The organism is Parapedobacter pyrenivorans, assembly GCF_014636865.1.
GTDB lineage: Bacteria > Bacteroidota > Bacteroidia > Sphingobacteriales > Sphingobacteriaceae > Parapedobacter > Parapedobacter pyrenivorans.
Map to the genome: position 1 here is coordinate 2309194 of NZ_BMER01000001.1, position 15738 is coordinate 2324931.

Sequence of the window (15738 nt, forward strand, 5' to 3'; positions counted from 1 at the left end):
TTATTGCCATTCAAACTTCATCCAGGCATCTTCGTCACGCCCAAAGACGAAGTATTTGGGGTTGATAATTTCTGCCAGTATCTCCGCATCATCGGCAATGGTGGCGCCGGGTTGACGCAGGAACCCGCTATGCCGAATGATATACACGTTACCGTTGCTTATCGCGGCGGTTTGCGACCAATCCGGTGTGGAAAGTGCATTAGGTAATTCATTTAACAATTGAGGGATGGGTTTGTCGTTGACAATAATTAATATGTCGGGATTCCCCACTTGGTTATCCCGTGTACCAGGCTGAATACGGCCTCCGGCAACTTGGACCATGTTTCCAAGATATTCATTATAAATCGTTTTCGCTGGTGATACATCATTCAAGAAAAGTACATTTGGCTTGTTTTCTTCCAAAATGAATTTCAGTTTATGGGAAATGATGTTGATTCGCTCTTCAAGGTTTTCAACTAGTTGATTGGCTTTTTGCGACGCATTCAATGTGTTGCCTATTTCCTGGATCGCATTATACACGGTTTCAGGGGTGTTTGCGGATATTAAATCGGCATGTGTAGGAGACTGCTCGAACAAAGGGATGTATACTACATCGAGGTCCAGTGCGTCAAATATGCTGTGTAGAGACAGAAGTGGGCTTTGCATAGGGGCAAAGGTAAGCAAGTCGCCACATTATCGCCAAAGCAATGCCTTAAAAACATTCATATCGGGCAGCGAGATGAACGAGGCATTCACTTGGATGCGTTCCTGGATAACCCCGCTTTCGGCATGGCCTGCCACTAAAATCAAACCTACAAAAAAGGGAATGGTAAGTAATAAGAATGGTGAAATGTTGCCGATAAATTTTTTCATTTTCATTATGTTTGCAAGGTTATACAATCACACCGATTCCAAATGCACAGTACAAAGAAACCGAATACCATTTTTTAATAAAAAAATTTTAGACCAACGGTGCGATTTTGTAGACCAACGAGATTTCGAGATTCGTCTGCCAAAAGAGAGGATTGGCCGATGGAAGCAGGTTGTTGGTCTATAAGCGTCGATGGTATTGAGGAGCTAATCCTATATTTGTAATTATGCTTAAAAATAGAGCTGTTTGGATCCATATCTTGGTGTGGATGGTTTTGCTTGCTGTTTTATGGCTGGTAAATGTAAGGGATCATGCCGAAGATGCAGCCATAATCATCGTGTTTTACGGCGCAATAAATATCATTATTTTTTATGTGCATTATTTCTTAATCAATCCACTGCTCATTGGTACGGGTCACTATTGGCGTGCTGCGCTTTACATGGCGGCTGTACTGATCGTCTCTATCGTTGTCAAATATGGAATTGCTTTATACTATGAGGATGTCATTTTGCAATATCGTGATGCCGACAATAAAGAGCAAGTGCTTACCCCACTTCAATATATCGTTGCTGCATCGATTACTGGATTGTTTTTTATGTTACTGAGTACTTCCGTATACGTTATTTCTTTCAATTTCAAAACCCGTCAAGATCGCAAAAGCCTGGAAAACGAAAAGCTCAACGCCGAGCTCGCATTCTTAAAATCACAGATTAATCCGCATTTTTTATTCAATTCCCTAAACAACATTTATTCGCTGGCTTATCAGAAATCCGAAAAGACTCCGGAAGCCATTCTCAAACTATCCGACATCATGCGATATATGCTTTACGAAAGCAATGAAGAGGTCGTATTGTTGGAGGAGGAGATCAATTATCTGAAAAATTACATCGAATTACAAAAATTGCGTTTCAAGGAAAAAGTATACGTAGACCTACACGTGGAGATGGATGAAAAAGAACATCGTATCATGCCCTTGCTATTAATCTCATTTCTCGAAAATGCGTTCAAGCATGGGGTGTCTACCGATGGAGTTAAGCCAATTCGTATCGATATAAAGGTGCAAAATGGTCGCTTGCACTTCAAAGCCGAAAATGCCAAAAGCCAGTTAAATAAAGATCAGACGAAAGGGGTGGGCCTTACCAACCTGAGGCGGAGGCTTCAGTTGGGCTATCCCGGCAAGCATACAATCAATATCGTCGAATCGGAGAACTACTACAGTAGCGAACTTTTCATATATTTATAGCCCTAAAGAATATGCCCATGGTAAGATGTATAGCAGTAGACGACGAACCGCTGGCATTGGATATCATTGCAGATTACGTGGCCAAAGTGCCTGAACTGACACTTTTGGCCAGTACGACCAATGCGATAGAGGCACTGACTTTGGTGCAGAATGGTGATGTCGATTTGGTGTTTCTGGACGTCCAGATGCCGGAACTGACCGGAATCCAGTTCCTCAAGATTATCAATGGCAAATGCGACGTAATCCTTACCACCGCCTATCCGCAGTATGCATTGGATGGTTATGAGCTCAATGTGGTGGACTACTTATTGAAGCCCATTGCCTTTGATCGTTTTTATCGCTCTGTTCAGAAGGTGCTGAATAACAAAATACAGAAAGTCCAGCAGCCTACTTTGGCAGCTCTGCAGAGTGATGCTGTAGACTTCATTTTTGTGAAGACCGAACACAAAATCCAACGAGTGGACCTTGATGAAATCCTGTATATCGAAGGATTGAAAGATTACATTTCTATCTTTACACTTTCCGAACGTATTGTCACCCTTCAGAACATGAAGAAAATGGAAGAAATTCTTCCGACCAATCGTTTTGTGCGGGTACATCGTTCGTATATCGTGGCGCTCGATAAGATTGCCAGCATCGAGCGTGGCCGTATATTTATCGCGGATAAGGTTATTCCGGTAGGCGATACCTACCGTGATACATTTTATAAATATATTGGCGATAAAAATGCATAATTCGGTTAGATACATCCATATAATTTTTCTTATCTTTGCACACCTCAATCGGGTTGTAGCGTAGCCAGGTATCGCGCCAGCATGGGGTGCTGGAGGTCGTGGGTTCGAATCCCGCCAACCCGACCAACTAAAATGGAGCCCTTGTTTTGCAAGGGCTTCTTCGATGAAATAGGCCCGCGTAAGTACATTATTCAATACGTTTTTTCTTTTCAAAGAGAAATGATATTTTTGTGTCCGCCACGAATCAACCTAGTCAGCGGGGTGTAGCGCAGCCCGGTAGCGCGCTTCGTTCGGGACGAAGAGGCCGTGGGTTCGAATCCCGCCACCCCGACAATACGTACATGAAGTAAAGTAAAAGCCCGTAAATTGAACGAATTTGCGGGCTTTTAAACGCTAGTTTTTCCGGTACTGTCGGCTTTGTCCTGAATGGTTGGCTGCGTAGCAAGCTCATTCTTTTGCCATAACCTTGCAGAAAAATTGAAGTAGGCTATCCCGACCACAGCCAGCAATACGGCGGTAAGCCCCAAAGCTGCCGATAGGGTGTAGTGGTGGGCGATGAAACCCAGTGCCGCTGGCCCCACCAGTTGGCCAGCGTATCCCATGGTCGTGATTGCGGGGATACTTACCGTTGGGGATATGCCTGGCAGTCGACCACCATCACTAAAAAAAATCGGGACAATGTTGGCCGCCCCAACTCCCAATAAGACATATCCCAAAAGTGCGAGGTATATCCAAGGACTCATCACAGCAATGGCTAGTCCCGCAGCAGCCACCATGCTGCCAGTCAGCACGACCAAATTACCGCTCCATCGTTCCACGAGACTGTCTCCCATCAATCGCATGGAGGCCATCGCAATGGAAAATGCAGCAAATCCAACTCCTGAGAATTCAGGAGACACACCCTTGACGTCGCGTAGGAAAACAGCGCTCCAGTCTAACATAGCGCCTTCGGCCAAAAAGACCGCGAAACACATAAATCCGAGAAACAATACATTCCCTCGCAACCATGGGAATTGGCTGCTTTTTGCTCGGTGGGCGGATATCGGCGTAAATGCCGAAATGGCTGCCCGTTCTGTCCGCCGGTCGAGGAAATAGCGGTATTGGCTCAACGCAATACCAATTATCAATATTGCAATGCCCAACGATGCATGCAAGGGCTCTAACCCCAGCTTAACCAAAAAACCTAAGCCCAATGCACCGAACAGCCCACCAACACTAAATAATCCATGGAGCGAAGACATGATCGGACGCCCATGCAGGTTCTGTACCTGTACGCCATGGGCATTCATTGCTACATCTATCGAGCCCACACCGGCACCGAAGACAAAAAGCACCAGAGCCATCACGGCGGCAGACGAAACCAACAATAGCAACGGGAGCATGGTTGCTATGACCAGCGCGGCAGCTACGATAACAATCCGTGTGCCTAGCCTGTTGATCAGCATGCCCGCAACGGGCATCGTTACCAATGCGCCACACCCCAAAAAAAGCAAGAGCAGTCCCAAGTGTGCCTCATGCAATGCCATACGATCCTTGGCATAAGGCACCATCGGAGCCCAACTGGCCAACCCGATACCGCAAACGAGGAAAATTAACATCGTTGCGATACGCGCTCTGTTCAGCTTTAAACGATCTATTGTCATGTGCCAAAAGTAGGCGATTTGAAGTCATTTCCAAAGCAATGGTTTAGCTAATTGCTGTCGTTCGTTTCTTTTTGTTGAATACGTTATGTGTCAGAAAACAGATTATTCAACGCTTCTGTCATGCTTGGATGGGTACAAACCATGTCTCTCAATCTATCATAAGAACATCCCGCATCGATAGCCAATTGGACGGTGTTTATCACCTCATGCGATGCCGCACAGAGAAGTGTGCATCCAAGAATCCTATTGGTTTTAGTGTCAATTATCGCTTTAAGAATTCCCCGTTGATTGCCACGGATTCGTTTTGCTTCGCGAGGAATGCTGCAAGCGTTTTTCCAGCTTTGCCAAAACCAATGATTAGGTTTTTGACTTGTTTTGTCGTTTTCATATTCAGGTTCGAAATCCGTTTAAATAGATAAGCAATTATAGCTAGAATAGTTTTTGACGAACGCATTCTTGTAAATCATTTAGCGATGGCGGCCTCTCGTTTCCTTGGCCAAATCAAACTTCCGGATACGATACTAAGCGTTTTTTTTTGCACCTGCCGTTGTGGCATGATTAATAGGTTTTTCCTGCCGTAAATGATTGGTTTTTAAGTTGTTTTGGTGTTGTCATAAAGCGGACGGCACAAACTTTAGGTGAACTTAATAATTTATTAATAATCAATTATATATATTTAATTATCGATAGTTGTGGTTTAGGTCTAACCCAAGCAGCTGGAATCTTAGTTTTTTTTGTACTTTTGGTACTTCCAAGGTAAACTGAAAATTGATGAGGACCATAAAAAAAGCAATAACTGGGGGGATCATCGGGTTGGCAATTTGGGCTGCTTGCGCCCCCCAGCCCGCAGGGCAATCGACCAAATCTGGGCTAAATAGGCATGACTTCCAGACGGTAGTTAATGGCGACTTGACCGACTTGTATGTGCTCACCAACGCCGCTGGGATGGAGGCTTGCATCACTAACTATGGCGGGCGCGTGGTGTCGCTGATGGTGCCCGATACCACGGGTGAATTCCACGATGTGGTGTTGGGCTTCGATAACATCGATGCTTATGTGTCGCAGCCCTCGTCTTTCGGTGCAACAATGGGACGGGTGACCAACCGGATCAACCAGGGTCGGTTTGTACTGGACGGCGATACCATACAGCTCGACCGGAATAATGGTGCCCATACCATTCACGGCGGTGCGGCGGGATGGCGGCAGCAGGTGTTTAAGGCCGACCAGCCGAACGATAGCACACTGATGTTGGCTTACCGTTCCCCGGATGGCGAAGGAGGCTTTCCGGGTGAGGTAACCGTAGCCGTAACTTTCGTGGTAAATCAGCGCAATGAACTGGCCATCGCATACGAGGCGAGCACGACTGAAAAGACGGTAATCAATATGACCAACCACAGCTTCTTCAATCTTTCCGGCGATGTGGGCAACACGATTTTGGCGGATGTACTCTACGTTAACGCCGATCGATATACGCCATTAGATACGACACTCATTACCACCGGCGAATTGCTCCCCGTAGCCGGTACGCCGCTTGATTTTAGAACCCCGATACCGATTGGCAAAGCCATGGCCCGGGATAGCATGCATGCGCAGCTGGACATAGCGCAAGGTATCGACCATAACTTGGTATTGAATACCGATGGCGACATGAGCAAGCTGGCGGCCCGCCTGTATTCGCCGGCGCGGGGCATCGCCTTGGAGGTATATACCGATGAGCCCGGCTTACAGGTTTACACGGGAAATATGCTGGATGGCTCGCAAACAGGAAAGAATGGCCAGTCCTTCGACAAACAGACTGCAATTTGTCTAGAAACCCAGCATTTCCCCGACGCGCCGAACAAGCCGGATTGGCCGTCTACCGTACTGGAGCCCGGCGAAACGTACCGGAGTACGTGCATCTACCGTTTTGTCACCGGAAGCAATTGAAAACCTGGTGAATGGAAAGTGTAAAAAAATGTTAAATTTTAAAACTTTTTCAATAAAAATACGTTATTTGCGTTTTTACTAAATGTGAGGGCTATTTGGTCACTGCGATAAGTCGCCAACTAACTAGAATAACATTGGGTCAACTGTTGAATTTTCTTACTACCTACAATAACGAATGACATTGAAAAAGAATGTGCTTGCACTGGTGGTGCTCGGTGTGCTTGCTTTGGGATCCAGTTTCATTTTCCTTTCTTCTTTTGACGCTACACCTGAACGGATATCACCCGACGCATCAGCGGCGGGAACCGTGGATGCCTCCGAAACGCTTTATGGATTGGCGATAGCCGGTTATGACATCGAAACCAAAACCGTGGCTCGCAATGAGTTCCTTTCGGGGATTTTGCAGCGTTACCAAATAGACCTGCAACGCATCGCGGTACTTGCCGACAAATCGAAGCCAATTTTTGATGTGCGCAAGATTGCCGCTGGCCATGATTATACCGTGTTTAAAGATCGGTCCGGAAGGGCTGCATATTTTGTTTATCAACCTAATGCGATTGACTACGTGGTCTATGACCTCCGAGACAGCATCACCGTGTACAAAGAACAGAAGCCCGTGGATACGCGGATCGAGACGGTGGCCGGTACGATTCAGAGCTCGCTGTACGAAACGCTAGAGGCAAATGGGGCAAGCCCTGATTTAGCCGTGCAATTGGCGGAGATCTACGGGTGGGCGGTCAACTTCTACCGCATCAACAAGGGCGACTGGTTTAAGCTGGTATACGAGCGCAAGTATGTGGATGGTCTGCCGGTTGGACCGGGGAGGATAGAATCTGCGGTATTCGGCCACAATGGGAAGGAATATGAAGCATACTATTTTGAGCCCGATGACGGGCAACCGGGTGCGTATTATGACGAAAACGGGAAAAGCCTCCGGAGGACGTTTCTGAAGGCACCCCTCAAGTACAGCCGGATATCATCACGTTATACCATGCGGAGATTCCACCCTGTACAGCGTCGGTGGAAAGCTCACTTGGGGACGGACTTTGCTGCTCCGCATGGAACCCCCATTGTGGCTACCGCCGCGGGCGTAGTGACCGAATCGAGCTATGGTTCGGGAAATGGTAATTACGTGAAGGTCCAACACGACAACGTGTATACTACCCAGTACCTGCACATGAGCAAACGTGCCGTGAAAAAAGGGCAGCGGGTAAGCCAGGGACAGGTAATCGGATACGTGGGAAGCACGGGCTTGGCTACCGGACCGCACGTATGCTATCGGTTCTGGAAGCATGGTAAGCAGGTGGACGCGCTAGCGCAGGTATTCCCGCCATCCGAACCGATTAGCGAAAAATATCGCATCGCATTCACCAAAACACTCAACATCCATCAGCAGGTTTTAGCATCAGTGGGTGCGGATAAACAGAGTAACCTGGAACTGTTTGGCGCGCTGGCCTTCAATATCGATAGCCTTTTTGAGGTTGTTGAAAATGATGATAGCCGCTACCTCGACGGTTTTTCGGCGCAGATGCTTTAATTATTCCGTTTCTTGATCAGGATTTTCTTGCCTTTTACGAGCATCCGCATGCCGGATCGCTTAATGGAAATGTTGGTTCCCCGTTGTTCGTTTTGAATATCGGCGGCGTGGTAGGCGGCTAGGATGTTCTTGTAGTGCAAGAGGCCGACTACCGTATTGCCGGTAGCCGATAGTACCGGAAGGACGTCGACATTTTCCGAGGCCATCTTGCTGATGGCTTCCTTTAGGCTGTTGGTTGCCTTTAGGTAAGCGGGCTGTCGCTTGATCAGGGATTTGACAACCTTTCCCGGATCCTGGTGATGGGCGAACAGACTGGAAGCGCTTACAATGCCGATATATTGGTAATCCGAGTCGACAACGATGTAGTAATTGTCTGTCAGCCCCTCTGCTTTCGACCAATTGCGTAGTTCCTCAACGGTATTATGGCCTTCGATGACGGTACTGGTCTGCTCGATAGCTTGTCCTACGTTCAATTGATGGAGTTGGTCGGGCTGATAAGAGTCTGGCGTATGAATACCCCGCCGGGTGATCTTTTCGGTCATGATGGTCGTATCCATGAAGAGGTAGGAAACGAGGTATGCGCCCACGCAAGAACCGAGCAAGGGCAGCATGGCATTGAATTGACCGGTGGTTTCCAACGCAAAGACGATGGAGGTGAGCACCGCACGTGACGCACCCGAAAACATGGCTGACATGCCCACCAGTGCGGCCAGGGTAAGGTTGACGCCACATTCGGGAAAGAGGAGGAGCAGCAACTTGCCACCCAGCAAACCGGTGGCGGCGCCGATGGTAAGCAGTGGAGCAAGTGTGCCTCCCGATGTGCCGCTACCGAGCGCTATTACCCAAGAAAGGAACTTAAGGAGACATAACGACAACACTAGCGTCAATGGAAGGTTATTGTTGAGCAAATCGGTGATGTTTTCGTAACCGACACCAAGGGTACGCGGAGCAAAGTAGCCCACGATGCCCACGCCAAGGCCCCCGATAGCCGGCCACCACATCCAGTGAAAGGGAAGGTGCTCGAACGCGTCTTCCACCCAATAGACCGCCTTGGTGATACCAATGGAAAGAAAGCCGATGGCGAGACCGATTACGCTGTAGCTTAAGATAGCTGAGTTAGAAGCGGTGGGGATAACGTGATCAAGTAGAAAGACGGGGGAAGTGCTGAACAGGAAGTGGTGGCCCGCCGCGCCGGTGATGCACGCAAGTGATACGGCAATGAGTGATTTTGGGGTGAATTCAAATAGGAGCAATTCGATGGCCAGGAAAATGGCCGCTACCGGACTGCCAAATATGGCAGTCATGCCAGCTGTTGCACCGGCAGCCAGTAGGATTTTACGTTCGGAATGTGAGATGTTCAGTAGCTGTCCCAAAGTGGATCCCAAAGCGCCGCCGGTGGCAATGATGGGGCCTTCCGCTCCGAAAGGTCCGCCAGTACCGATGGCGATGGCGGAAGATATCGGTTTGAGGTAGGTAATGGACGGCCTGATTTTACTTTGGTTGGTCAACACTTGTTCCATCGCCTCCGGGATGCCGTGCCCCCGGATAGCCTTTGATCCATATAGTGCCATAACGCCGACAATCAACCCGCCGATTGCAGGGATAATGATAACCCACACCCCGAGGCTATTGGCCCACGGGCCGGCTTCTTCAACGGAAAGCACGCCGTAGAAAGACAGGTTGGTAATGATATTGATAAACAATACCAGCAATTTCGCGATAAGACTGATAGCCGCGGCAATACATACCGCATAGGCGGCAATGATGACAATGCGGATTTTATTTGGTGTTCCCGATGAAACAATTCCCTCGGATTTGAGGGTGTCCTTTAGCGACATCGAAATGGGGATGCCGGCTTGGTGTTTGGAAGCCATAGTTGGCTACAAAAGTATAATTTATTGCAGTTATCTGAAATGAAAAACCCCGGTGATTCACATCAGCGGGGTTTTACTAACTAAACTAAACAACTATATAAACAAACCATATATAGACCTTAATACCAATAGTCTCCTTTATGCTCCAAAGATAGAAATTATTTAGAAAGATTATAAATAAATAAAAACATTATACTTCTATGGCGTGATTGCGAGCGTTTTTTCACCTCGGTTGGTGTGGATATGGATCAGCTTCTCTATGATATTGCGATAAAGAGGTAGTTTGTTTATATTTGAATCAAGAAACCATATCGCTATAAGAACCATATGCCCATGAAAAAATCTTATCAACTTGAGGTATGCGCGAATTCGATAGCCTCGGCTTTGGCGGCTCAGGAGGGTGGGGCCGACCGGGTGGAATTTTGCCAAAATCTTGAAATGGGCGGAACGACTCCTTCATTGGGGCAGATTTGGCTCGCGCGTGCCGGATTAAGCATCGGTATGCATGTGCTGATCCGCCCACGGGCGGGCGATTTCCTGTATACCGACCTTGAGTTCGAGGAAATGAAGGCAGATATTCTCTTTTGTAAAGAGGCGAAATGTGATGGGGTGGTGATCGGGCTGCTGCAAGCCAATGGAAGCGTGGATGCAGTACGTACGGCGGAACTTGTAGCACTGGCACACCCCCTGCATGTAACGTTTCATCGGGCATTCGATGTATGCCGCGAGCCATTTGAAGCGTTGGAAACGATTATTGCGAGCGGCTGCGCCCGGTTGCTTACTTCTGGTATGAAAAATACGGCTTGGGAGGGCGGCAGGCTGATTAAAACATTGGTAGACCAGGCTGGAGGCCGGATCGAAGTTATGCCGGGTTCGGGTATCAATGAGCACAATATTGCGGATGTGGCGATGGCGACAGGCGCAACGGCATTCCACTCATCCGCAAAGGTAGCCATTGCAAGCGGAATGACTTATGTAAATGATGCGATAGTGGGAATGGGCGAAGGGGGATGGGTGTCCTCCAAAGAAAAAATCCGCCAATTGGCGGATATCTTGCAAAACCTTTGATTGACGGGCATGTGCCCGCCAAGCCGGTCCTATTTTTTCGATTCAGAAACCAGTTTATCCAACACGTCGTTATTTTTAACGATTTGACTGCCGGCTGGCATCTTCGATCGGCTACCTGTTTCGAGGTTGCGGCCAAGTTTCAAAAACTGCACTTGGTTTTTTGCTACCACTTTATTTCTTCTGTCTTTCCGTTTTAAGCGTGTAACTCCCATTTTCTTTATTTTTTTTTACTATCGTATAAACGAGGTCGGAAGCGGATTCGAACCGCTGTAAAAGGTTTTGCAGACCTCTGCCTAGCCACTCGGCCACCCGACCCTCTTTCTAAAGGACTGCAAAGCTAAGATAAATTATTGATAATCGGAAAGGACTACGCATATAATTGTGTTACCTCTGTTTTTTGATCCAAGTGTATAATAATCCATACACTTGAAACTGGATCATGTTGTTGTGTTATTTGTTGATAACTAACTGGTTAGTCAGTTTGTTGAGATTGTGGCGCATATCTTGCAATTTACGTCACTGTTTAAAAAAGGTTTTAGACATTAAAAGTAGAAAACATATGAAAAAGTTAGTATTAGCAATAGCAATGTTAGGCGTTTCGATAGGCGCTTTTGCTCAAGGGCAACCGATGGGGTTTGGTATTAAAGCAGGTGTGAATTTCCCAAAGTATAATTTTTCGGGTGGCAGCACCACGATGGAAACAGATGCTTCCACCAATTTTCATGTAACCGCGTTTCTGGATGCACCTATCTTTACAGACTATTTATATGTGCAGCCAGGATTATCTTTGCAGGGGAAGGGCGCTAAGTTTGCTGAGGGTTCGTTCTTTGGGGAGGATTATCGGGTTACACAGAATACAATGTGGCTGGAGGTGCCGGTAAATATTGTCGCTAAAGCACCGACTGGACAGGTCGGTCACATATTTGTAGGCGCAGGTCCATACTTGGGTTTTGGCTTATCTGGAAAGAATAAGCTCTCCGGTGAGGATAGTTCGACAGATTTAGGCGATTTTAAGTTTGGCAATGACGAGGACCAAAAAGGCCTCGACTTCGGGTTGAACTTTATTGCGGGATATCAGCTTAACAGTGGACTAATGATTCACGGTGGCTATGGATTGGGATTGACCAACCTGATGCCTGACGGAGGTGGTGATGTAAAGCAAACCAACCGTGTATGGACGATAGGACTGGGATTTGCGCTATAAGTAGGTAGGGTAACCGTTTTAAAACACAAAGTGCTCGCCGAATTCGGCGAGCACTTTGTGTTTTAAACGAAACCATCACACTTTGATTTCCACTTCCACGCCGCTTGGCAGTTCGAGTTTCATCAATGCATCCACTGTTTTTGAATTGGAGCTGTAAATGTCCAACAGCCTTTTGTAAGCACAGAGTTGGAATTGCTCACGCGCCTTTTTGTTCACGTGTGGTGAACGCAAAACGGTGTAAATCTTCTTCTCGGTAGGCAAGGGGATAGGTCCGCTTACCACAGCGCCTGTAGGTTTTACAGTTTTAACGATTTTCTCGGCAGATTTATCTACTAAGTTGTAATCGTACGATTTCAATTTGATTCTGATTCGTTGGCTCATGTTATTCAATTAAAAGTAAAGCTGCCTGTTAGAGCTATTAACAACAGGCAGCGGGAGTTAAATTTATGCGTTTACTTTGCCTTTGGCTTTGGCAATCACTTCCTCTTGTACGTTTTTCGGCGCTTCTGCATAGTGATCAAATTCCATAGTGGAAGTCGCACGTCCTGATGTGATCGTACGTAATTGAGTCACATACCCAAACATCTCCGAAAGGGGTACCAGCGCTTTGATCACCTGCGCACCTGCGCGTGTATCCATGCCTTGCAATTGGCCGCGGCGGCGGTTAAGATCGCCCATTACATCACCCATGTTTTCTTCGGGAGTAAGCACCTCGATTTTCATGATGGGCTCCAAAAGAACGGGTCTACATTTTGGCAACGATTCGCGGTATGCGGTGCGGGCAGCGATTTCAAACGACAAAGAGTCGGAGTCGACCGCATGGAAAGACCCATCAATAAGGCGTACTTTCAACGCGGTAAGCGGGAATCCGGCCAATACCCCGTTTGCCATAGAAACTTCGAATCCTTTTTGCACCGAAGGAATGTATTCCTTTGGGATAGCACCACCCACGATTTCATTGATAAATTGCAACGGTGATTTGCTGATGTCGTAGTCTTCATCTACCGGTGATATGACAAACTGGATATCCGCAAATTTACCGCGGCCACCGGTTTGCTTCTTGTAAACCTCACGATGTTGAACGGTTCCGGTAATTGCTTCTTTGTACGCTACCTGAGGTGCTCCCTGGTTTACCTCTACTTTAAATTCGCGTTTCAAGCGGTCAATCAGGATGTCCAAGTGAAGTTCACCCATTCCGGAAATAACGGTTTGCCCGGTCTCTTCATCCGTTTTAACGCGGAATGTAGGATCTTCTTCGGCCAATTTACCCAGTCCGACACCTAATTTGTCGACATCTGCCTGGGTTTTAGGTTCAATAGCCAATCCAATAACAGGCTCCGGGAAATTCATGGATTCCAATACAATCGGATGCTTTTCATCGCACAGGGTATCGCCCGTCTTAATGTCTTTAAAGCCCACAACCGCGCCGATATCACCCGCACTGATATTCGGAATCGGATTTTGTTTGTTGGCGTGCATTTGGAAGATACGTGAAATACGTTCTTTGCTGTCTGCGCGGGTGTTGTATACATAAGAGCCGGCTTCCAGGTTACCTGAATATACCCGGATAAAGCATAAGCGGCCTACAAACGGATCTGTTGCGATCTTGAAGGCCAAGGCAGAAAAGGGCTCCTTCACGTCTGGTTTACGCAATACTTCGGCTTCCGTACGCGGATCGGTACCCTTGATGCCTTCTTGATCTACTGGTGATGGCAACAATTCCATGACGAAATCAAGCATGGTCTGCACGCCCTTATTTTTAAAGGAAGATCCACATACCATGGGTACAATGGAATTATCCAATACCGCTTTACGCAGGGCATCCAAGACCTCACGCTCTGTAATGGAATTGGGATCATCAAAGAACTTCTCCATTAATGATTCATCATACCCAGCCACTGATTCAAGCAATTTCTCACGCCATTCAGCCACTTCATCGAGCATGTCGTCAGGGATGGGTACCTCGGTAAAGGTCATCCCTTTGTCTTCTTCATTCCAAACAATACCGCGGTTGTTGATCAAATCGACTACGCCTTTGAAATTATCCTCAGAACCGATTGGTAATTGGAGTGGCACGGCCTCTGAACCCAGCATTTCCTTGACCTGCTTTACAACTTTAAGGAAATCTGCACCGGATCGGTCCATTTTATTCACGAAACCTATTCGAGCAACGTTGTAGTTGTTGGCCAGTCGCCAGTTCGTTTCGGACTGTGGCTCGACGCCATCAACTGCTGAGAATAAAAAGACCAGACCATCCAACACCCGTAATGAACGGTTTACTTCAACGGTGAAGTCAACGTGCCCGGGTGTATCGATGATGTTCATGTGGTATTTTTGGCCCCTGTAATTCCAATTTACGGTCACAGCGGCCGATGTAATCGTAATCCCGCGCTCTTGTTCCTGGGCCATCCAATCCGTGGTGGCAGCACCATCATGGACTTCACCTAGCTTGTGGCTCATGCCCGAGTAGAACAATATCCGTTCGGTAGTGGTGGTCTTGCCGGCGTCGATGTGCGCTGCAATTCCGATGTTTCTTGTATATTTTAAATCCCTTGACATAATGCTTTGAGATAATCCGCTCGACGCGGACATATGTTTTCAAAATCGCACAATAAAAAATACACCGATTTTGTCGGATGTTGTTGTTTCCTTCCAAATCGGTGTATATTCATCTGTGCTACTTTATTAAAAATCCTAAAACCTGAAGTGCGAGAACGCCTTGTTGGCTTCAGCCATCCGGTGGGTGTCTTCTTTTTTCTTCACGGCAGCGCCTTCACCTTTGGATGCTGAAATGATTTCAGCGGCTAGCTTTTCATACATGGTTTTTTCACCACGTCTACGGGCATAGCTGATCAACCATTTCATGCCCAGGGCAACCTTGCGTTCCGGTCGTACTTCCGTAGGGACCTGAAAGTTGGCTCCGCCTACGCGGCGAGATTTTACCTCCACAGCTGGCATGACATTATTCAACGCTTTTTTCCACGTCTCTAGGCCATTTTCATTGGTTTTCTTTTCAACCAAATCCATCGACTTATAAAATATGGTATAGGCAAGCGACTTCTTGCCATCGATCATCATGTTGTTTACAAAACGAGTTACCTGTACTTCATTAAACTTTGGGTCAGGTAAAATGATCCGTTTCTTTGGTTTTGACTTTCTCATCCTATTGTCCTCCGTTTAATTATTTCTTGCCCTTACCTTTTGCTGGAGCTGCCGCCTGTCCCGGTTTCGGACGCTTGGTTCCGTATTTTGAACGACGTTGGTTCCGTCCTGCAACGCCTGAAGTATCCAACGCGCCACGGATGATGTGATAGCGAACACCTGGCAAGTCCTTTACCCGTCCACCACGGATCAATACAATCGAGTGCTCTTGCAAGTTGTGACCCTCGCCGGGGATGTATGCGTTTACTTCTTTGCCATTGGTAAGGCGTACACGCGCCACTTTACGCATTGCTGAGTTTGGTTTTTTAGGGGTAGTGGTATACACACGTGTGCATACGCCTCTTCGCTGTGGACAGCTGTCCAACGCTGGAGACTTACTCTTGTCTTCCAGAGCTACTCTACCTTTTCTAACTAATTGTTGAATAGTAGGCATTTACCGTTTTTTAATTTTTGCTTTTATCCTAAACTTATTTTAAGGACGGCAAAGGTAATAAGTT

The 15738-nt window shown here is 47.1% G+C and carries 15 protein-coding genes and 3 tRNA genes; 8 read left to right on the top strand and 10 right to left on the bottom strand.

Translation table 11 applies throughout. The annotated features are described in order from the left end of the window. Both IEV98_RS09100 and IEV98_RS09105 read right to left on the bottom strand, forming a co-directional pair. The gene (locus IEV98_RS09100) at window positions 1-645 is read right to left on the bottom strand and encodes an ABC transporter substrate-binding protein (protein ID WP_188505538.1); all 645 of its coding nucleotides are present in this window, start codon (window positions 643-645) and stop codon (window positions 1-3) included. Window positions 646-672: 27 nt separating this feature from the next. Then, window positions 673-852 carry a hypothetical protein gene (locus tag IEV98_RS09105; RefSeq protein WP_188505539.1) on the bottom strand — a complete coding sequence of 60 codons (180 nt, stop codon included), beginning with the start codon at window positions 850-852 and terminating at the stop codon, window positions 673-675. 224 nt (window positions 853-1076) lie between these two features. On the opposite strand from IEV98_RS09105, the gene IEV98_RS09110 reads away from it, so the two are divergent. The 4 genes from IEV98_RS09110 (at window position 1077) to IEV98_RS09125 (ending at window position 3158) form a co-directional block, all read left to right on the top strand. Beyond that, entirely contained in the window at window positions 1077-2093 is a 1017-nt protein-coding gene (locus tag IEV98_RS09110) for a sensor histidine kinase (protein ID WP_188505540.1), read from the top strand. A 17-nt stretch (window positions 2094-2110) separates the two neighbouring features. Then, window positions 2111-2827 (top strand): LytR/AlgR family response regulator transcription factor, encoded by a 717-nt coding sequence (locus IEV98_RS09115; RefSeq protein ID WP_188505541.1) that lies wholly within the window; start codon window positions 2111-2113, stop codon window positions 2825-2827. A gap of 49 nt (window positions 2828-2876) precedes the next feature. Then, window positions 2877-2953 (top strand) — tRNA-Pro (locus IEV98_RS09120). A 131-nt stretch (window positions 2954-3084) separates the two neighbouring features. Continuing rightward, window positions 3085-3158 (top strand) — tRNA-Pro (locus IEV98_RS09125). A gap of 55 nt (window positions 3159-3213) precedes the next feature. Here the strand turns inward: IEV98_RS09125 and IEV98_RS09130 are convergent. Together IEV98_RS09130 and IEV98_RS24690 are read right to left on the bottom strand one after the other, a co-directional pair. Continuing rightward, a complete protein-coding gene (locus tag IEV98_RS09130; RefSeq protein ID WP_188505542.1) occupies window positions 3214-4470 on the bottom strand; it encodes an MFS transporter in 1257 nt (418 codons plus the stop codon). Window positions 4471-4553: 83 nt separating this feature from the next. Next, complete coding sequence (locus tag IEV98_RS24690; RefSeq protein WP_188506184.1) at window positions 4554-4790, bottom strand: oxidoreductase dimerization domain-containing protein; 237 nt, start codon at window positions 4788-4790, stop codon at window positions 4554-4556. Window positions 4791-5241: 451 nt separating this feature from the next. Here IEV98_RS24690 and IEV98_RS09140 point away from each other — a divergent pair, with 451 nt between their 5' ends. Beyond that, window positions 5242-6396, top strand: coding sequence for an aldose epimerase family protein (locus IEV98_RS09140; protein WP_188505543.1), 1155 nt, complete (start codon window positions 5242-5244; stop codon window positions 6394-6396). Between the two features lie 175 nt (window positions 6397-6571). Continuing rightward, window positions 6572-7933, top strand: coding sequence for a M23 family metallopeptidase (locus IEV98_RS09145; RefSeq protein WP_188505544.1), 1362 nt, complete (start codon window positions 6572-6574; stop codon window positions 7931-7933). On the opposite strand, the gene IEV98_RS09150 is transcribed toward IEV98_RS09145, so the two are convergent. Continuing rightward, window positions 7930-9807, bottom strand: coding sequence for a chloride channel protein (locus IEV98_RS09150; protein WP_188505545.1), 1878 nt, complete (start codon window positions 9805-9807; stop codon window positions 7930-7932). The genes IEV98_RS09145 and IEV98_RS09150 overlap by 4 nt on opposite strands. A 333-nt stretch (window positions 9808-10140) precedes the next feature. Between IEV98_RS09150 and IEV98_RS09155 the strand changes: the two genes are divergently transcribed. Further along, entirely contained in the window at window positions 10141-10875 is a 735-nt protein-coding gene (locus IEV98_RS09155; RefSeq protein ID WP_188505546.1) for a copper homeostasis protein CutC, read from the top strand. Between the two features lie 244 nt (window positions 10876-11119). On the opposite strand, the gene IEV98_RS09160 is transcribed toward IEV98_RS09155, so the two are convergent. Next, window positions 11120-11190 (bottom strand) — tRNA-Cys (locus IEV98_RS09160). Between the two features lie 244 nt (window positions 11191-11434). Between IEV98_RS09160 and IEV98_RS09165 the strand changes: the two genes are divergently transcribed. Then, complete coding sequence (locus tag IEV98_RS09165; RefSeq protein WP_188505547.1) at window positions 11435-12079, top strand: porin family protein; 645 nt, start codon at window positions 11435-11437, stop codon at window positions 12077-12079. Window positions 12080-12154: 75 nt separating this feature from the next. Here IEV98_RS09165 and rpsJ read toward each other — a convergent pair whose 3' ends face one another. The 4 genes from rpsJ to rpsL all read right to left on the bottom strand — a co-directional run bounded on the left by rpsJ (window position 12155) and on the right by rpsL (window position 15674). Further along, entirely contained in the window at window positions 12155-12460 is a 306-nt protein-coding gene (rpsJ, locus tag IEV98_RS09170; RefSeq protein WP_002993539.1) for a 30S ribosomal protein S10, read from the bottom strand. Window positions 12461-12523: 63 nt separating this feature from the next. Further along, window positions 12524-14638 carry an elongation factor G gene (fusA, locus tag IEV98_RS09175; protein WP_188505548.1) on the bottom strand — a complete coding sequence of 705 codons (2115 nt, stop codon included), beginning with the start codon at window positions 14636-14638 and terminating at the stop codon, window positions 12524-12526. Window positions 14639-14773: 135 nt separating this feature from the next. Continuing rightward, complete coding sequence (gene rpsG / locus IEV98_RS09180; protein ID WP_188505549.1) at window positions 14774-15241, bottom strand: 30S ribosomal protein S7; 468 nt, start codon at window positions 15239-15241, stop codon at window positions 14774-14776. Between the two features lie 19 nt (window positions 15242-15260). Then, on the bottom strand, window positions 15261-15674 hold the full coding sequence (gene rpsL, locus IEV98_RS09185) for a 30S ribosomal protein S12 (RefSeq protein ID WP_188505550.1): 414 nt from the start codon (window positions 15672-15674) through the stop codon (window positions 15261-15263). Window positions 15675-15738 lie beyond the last annotated feature (64 nt).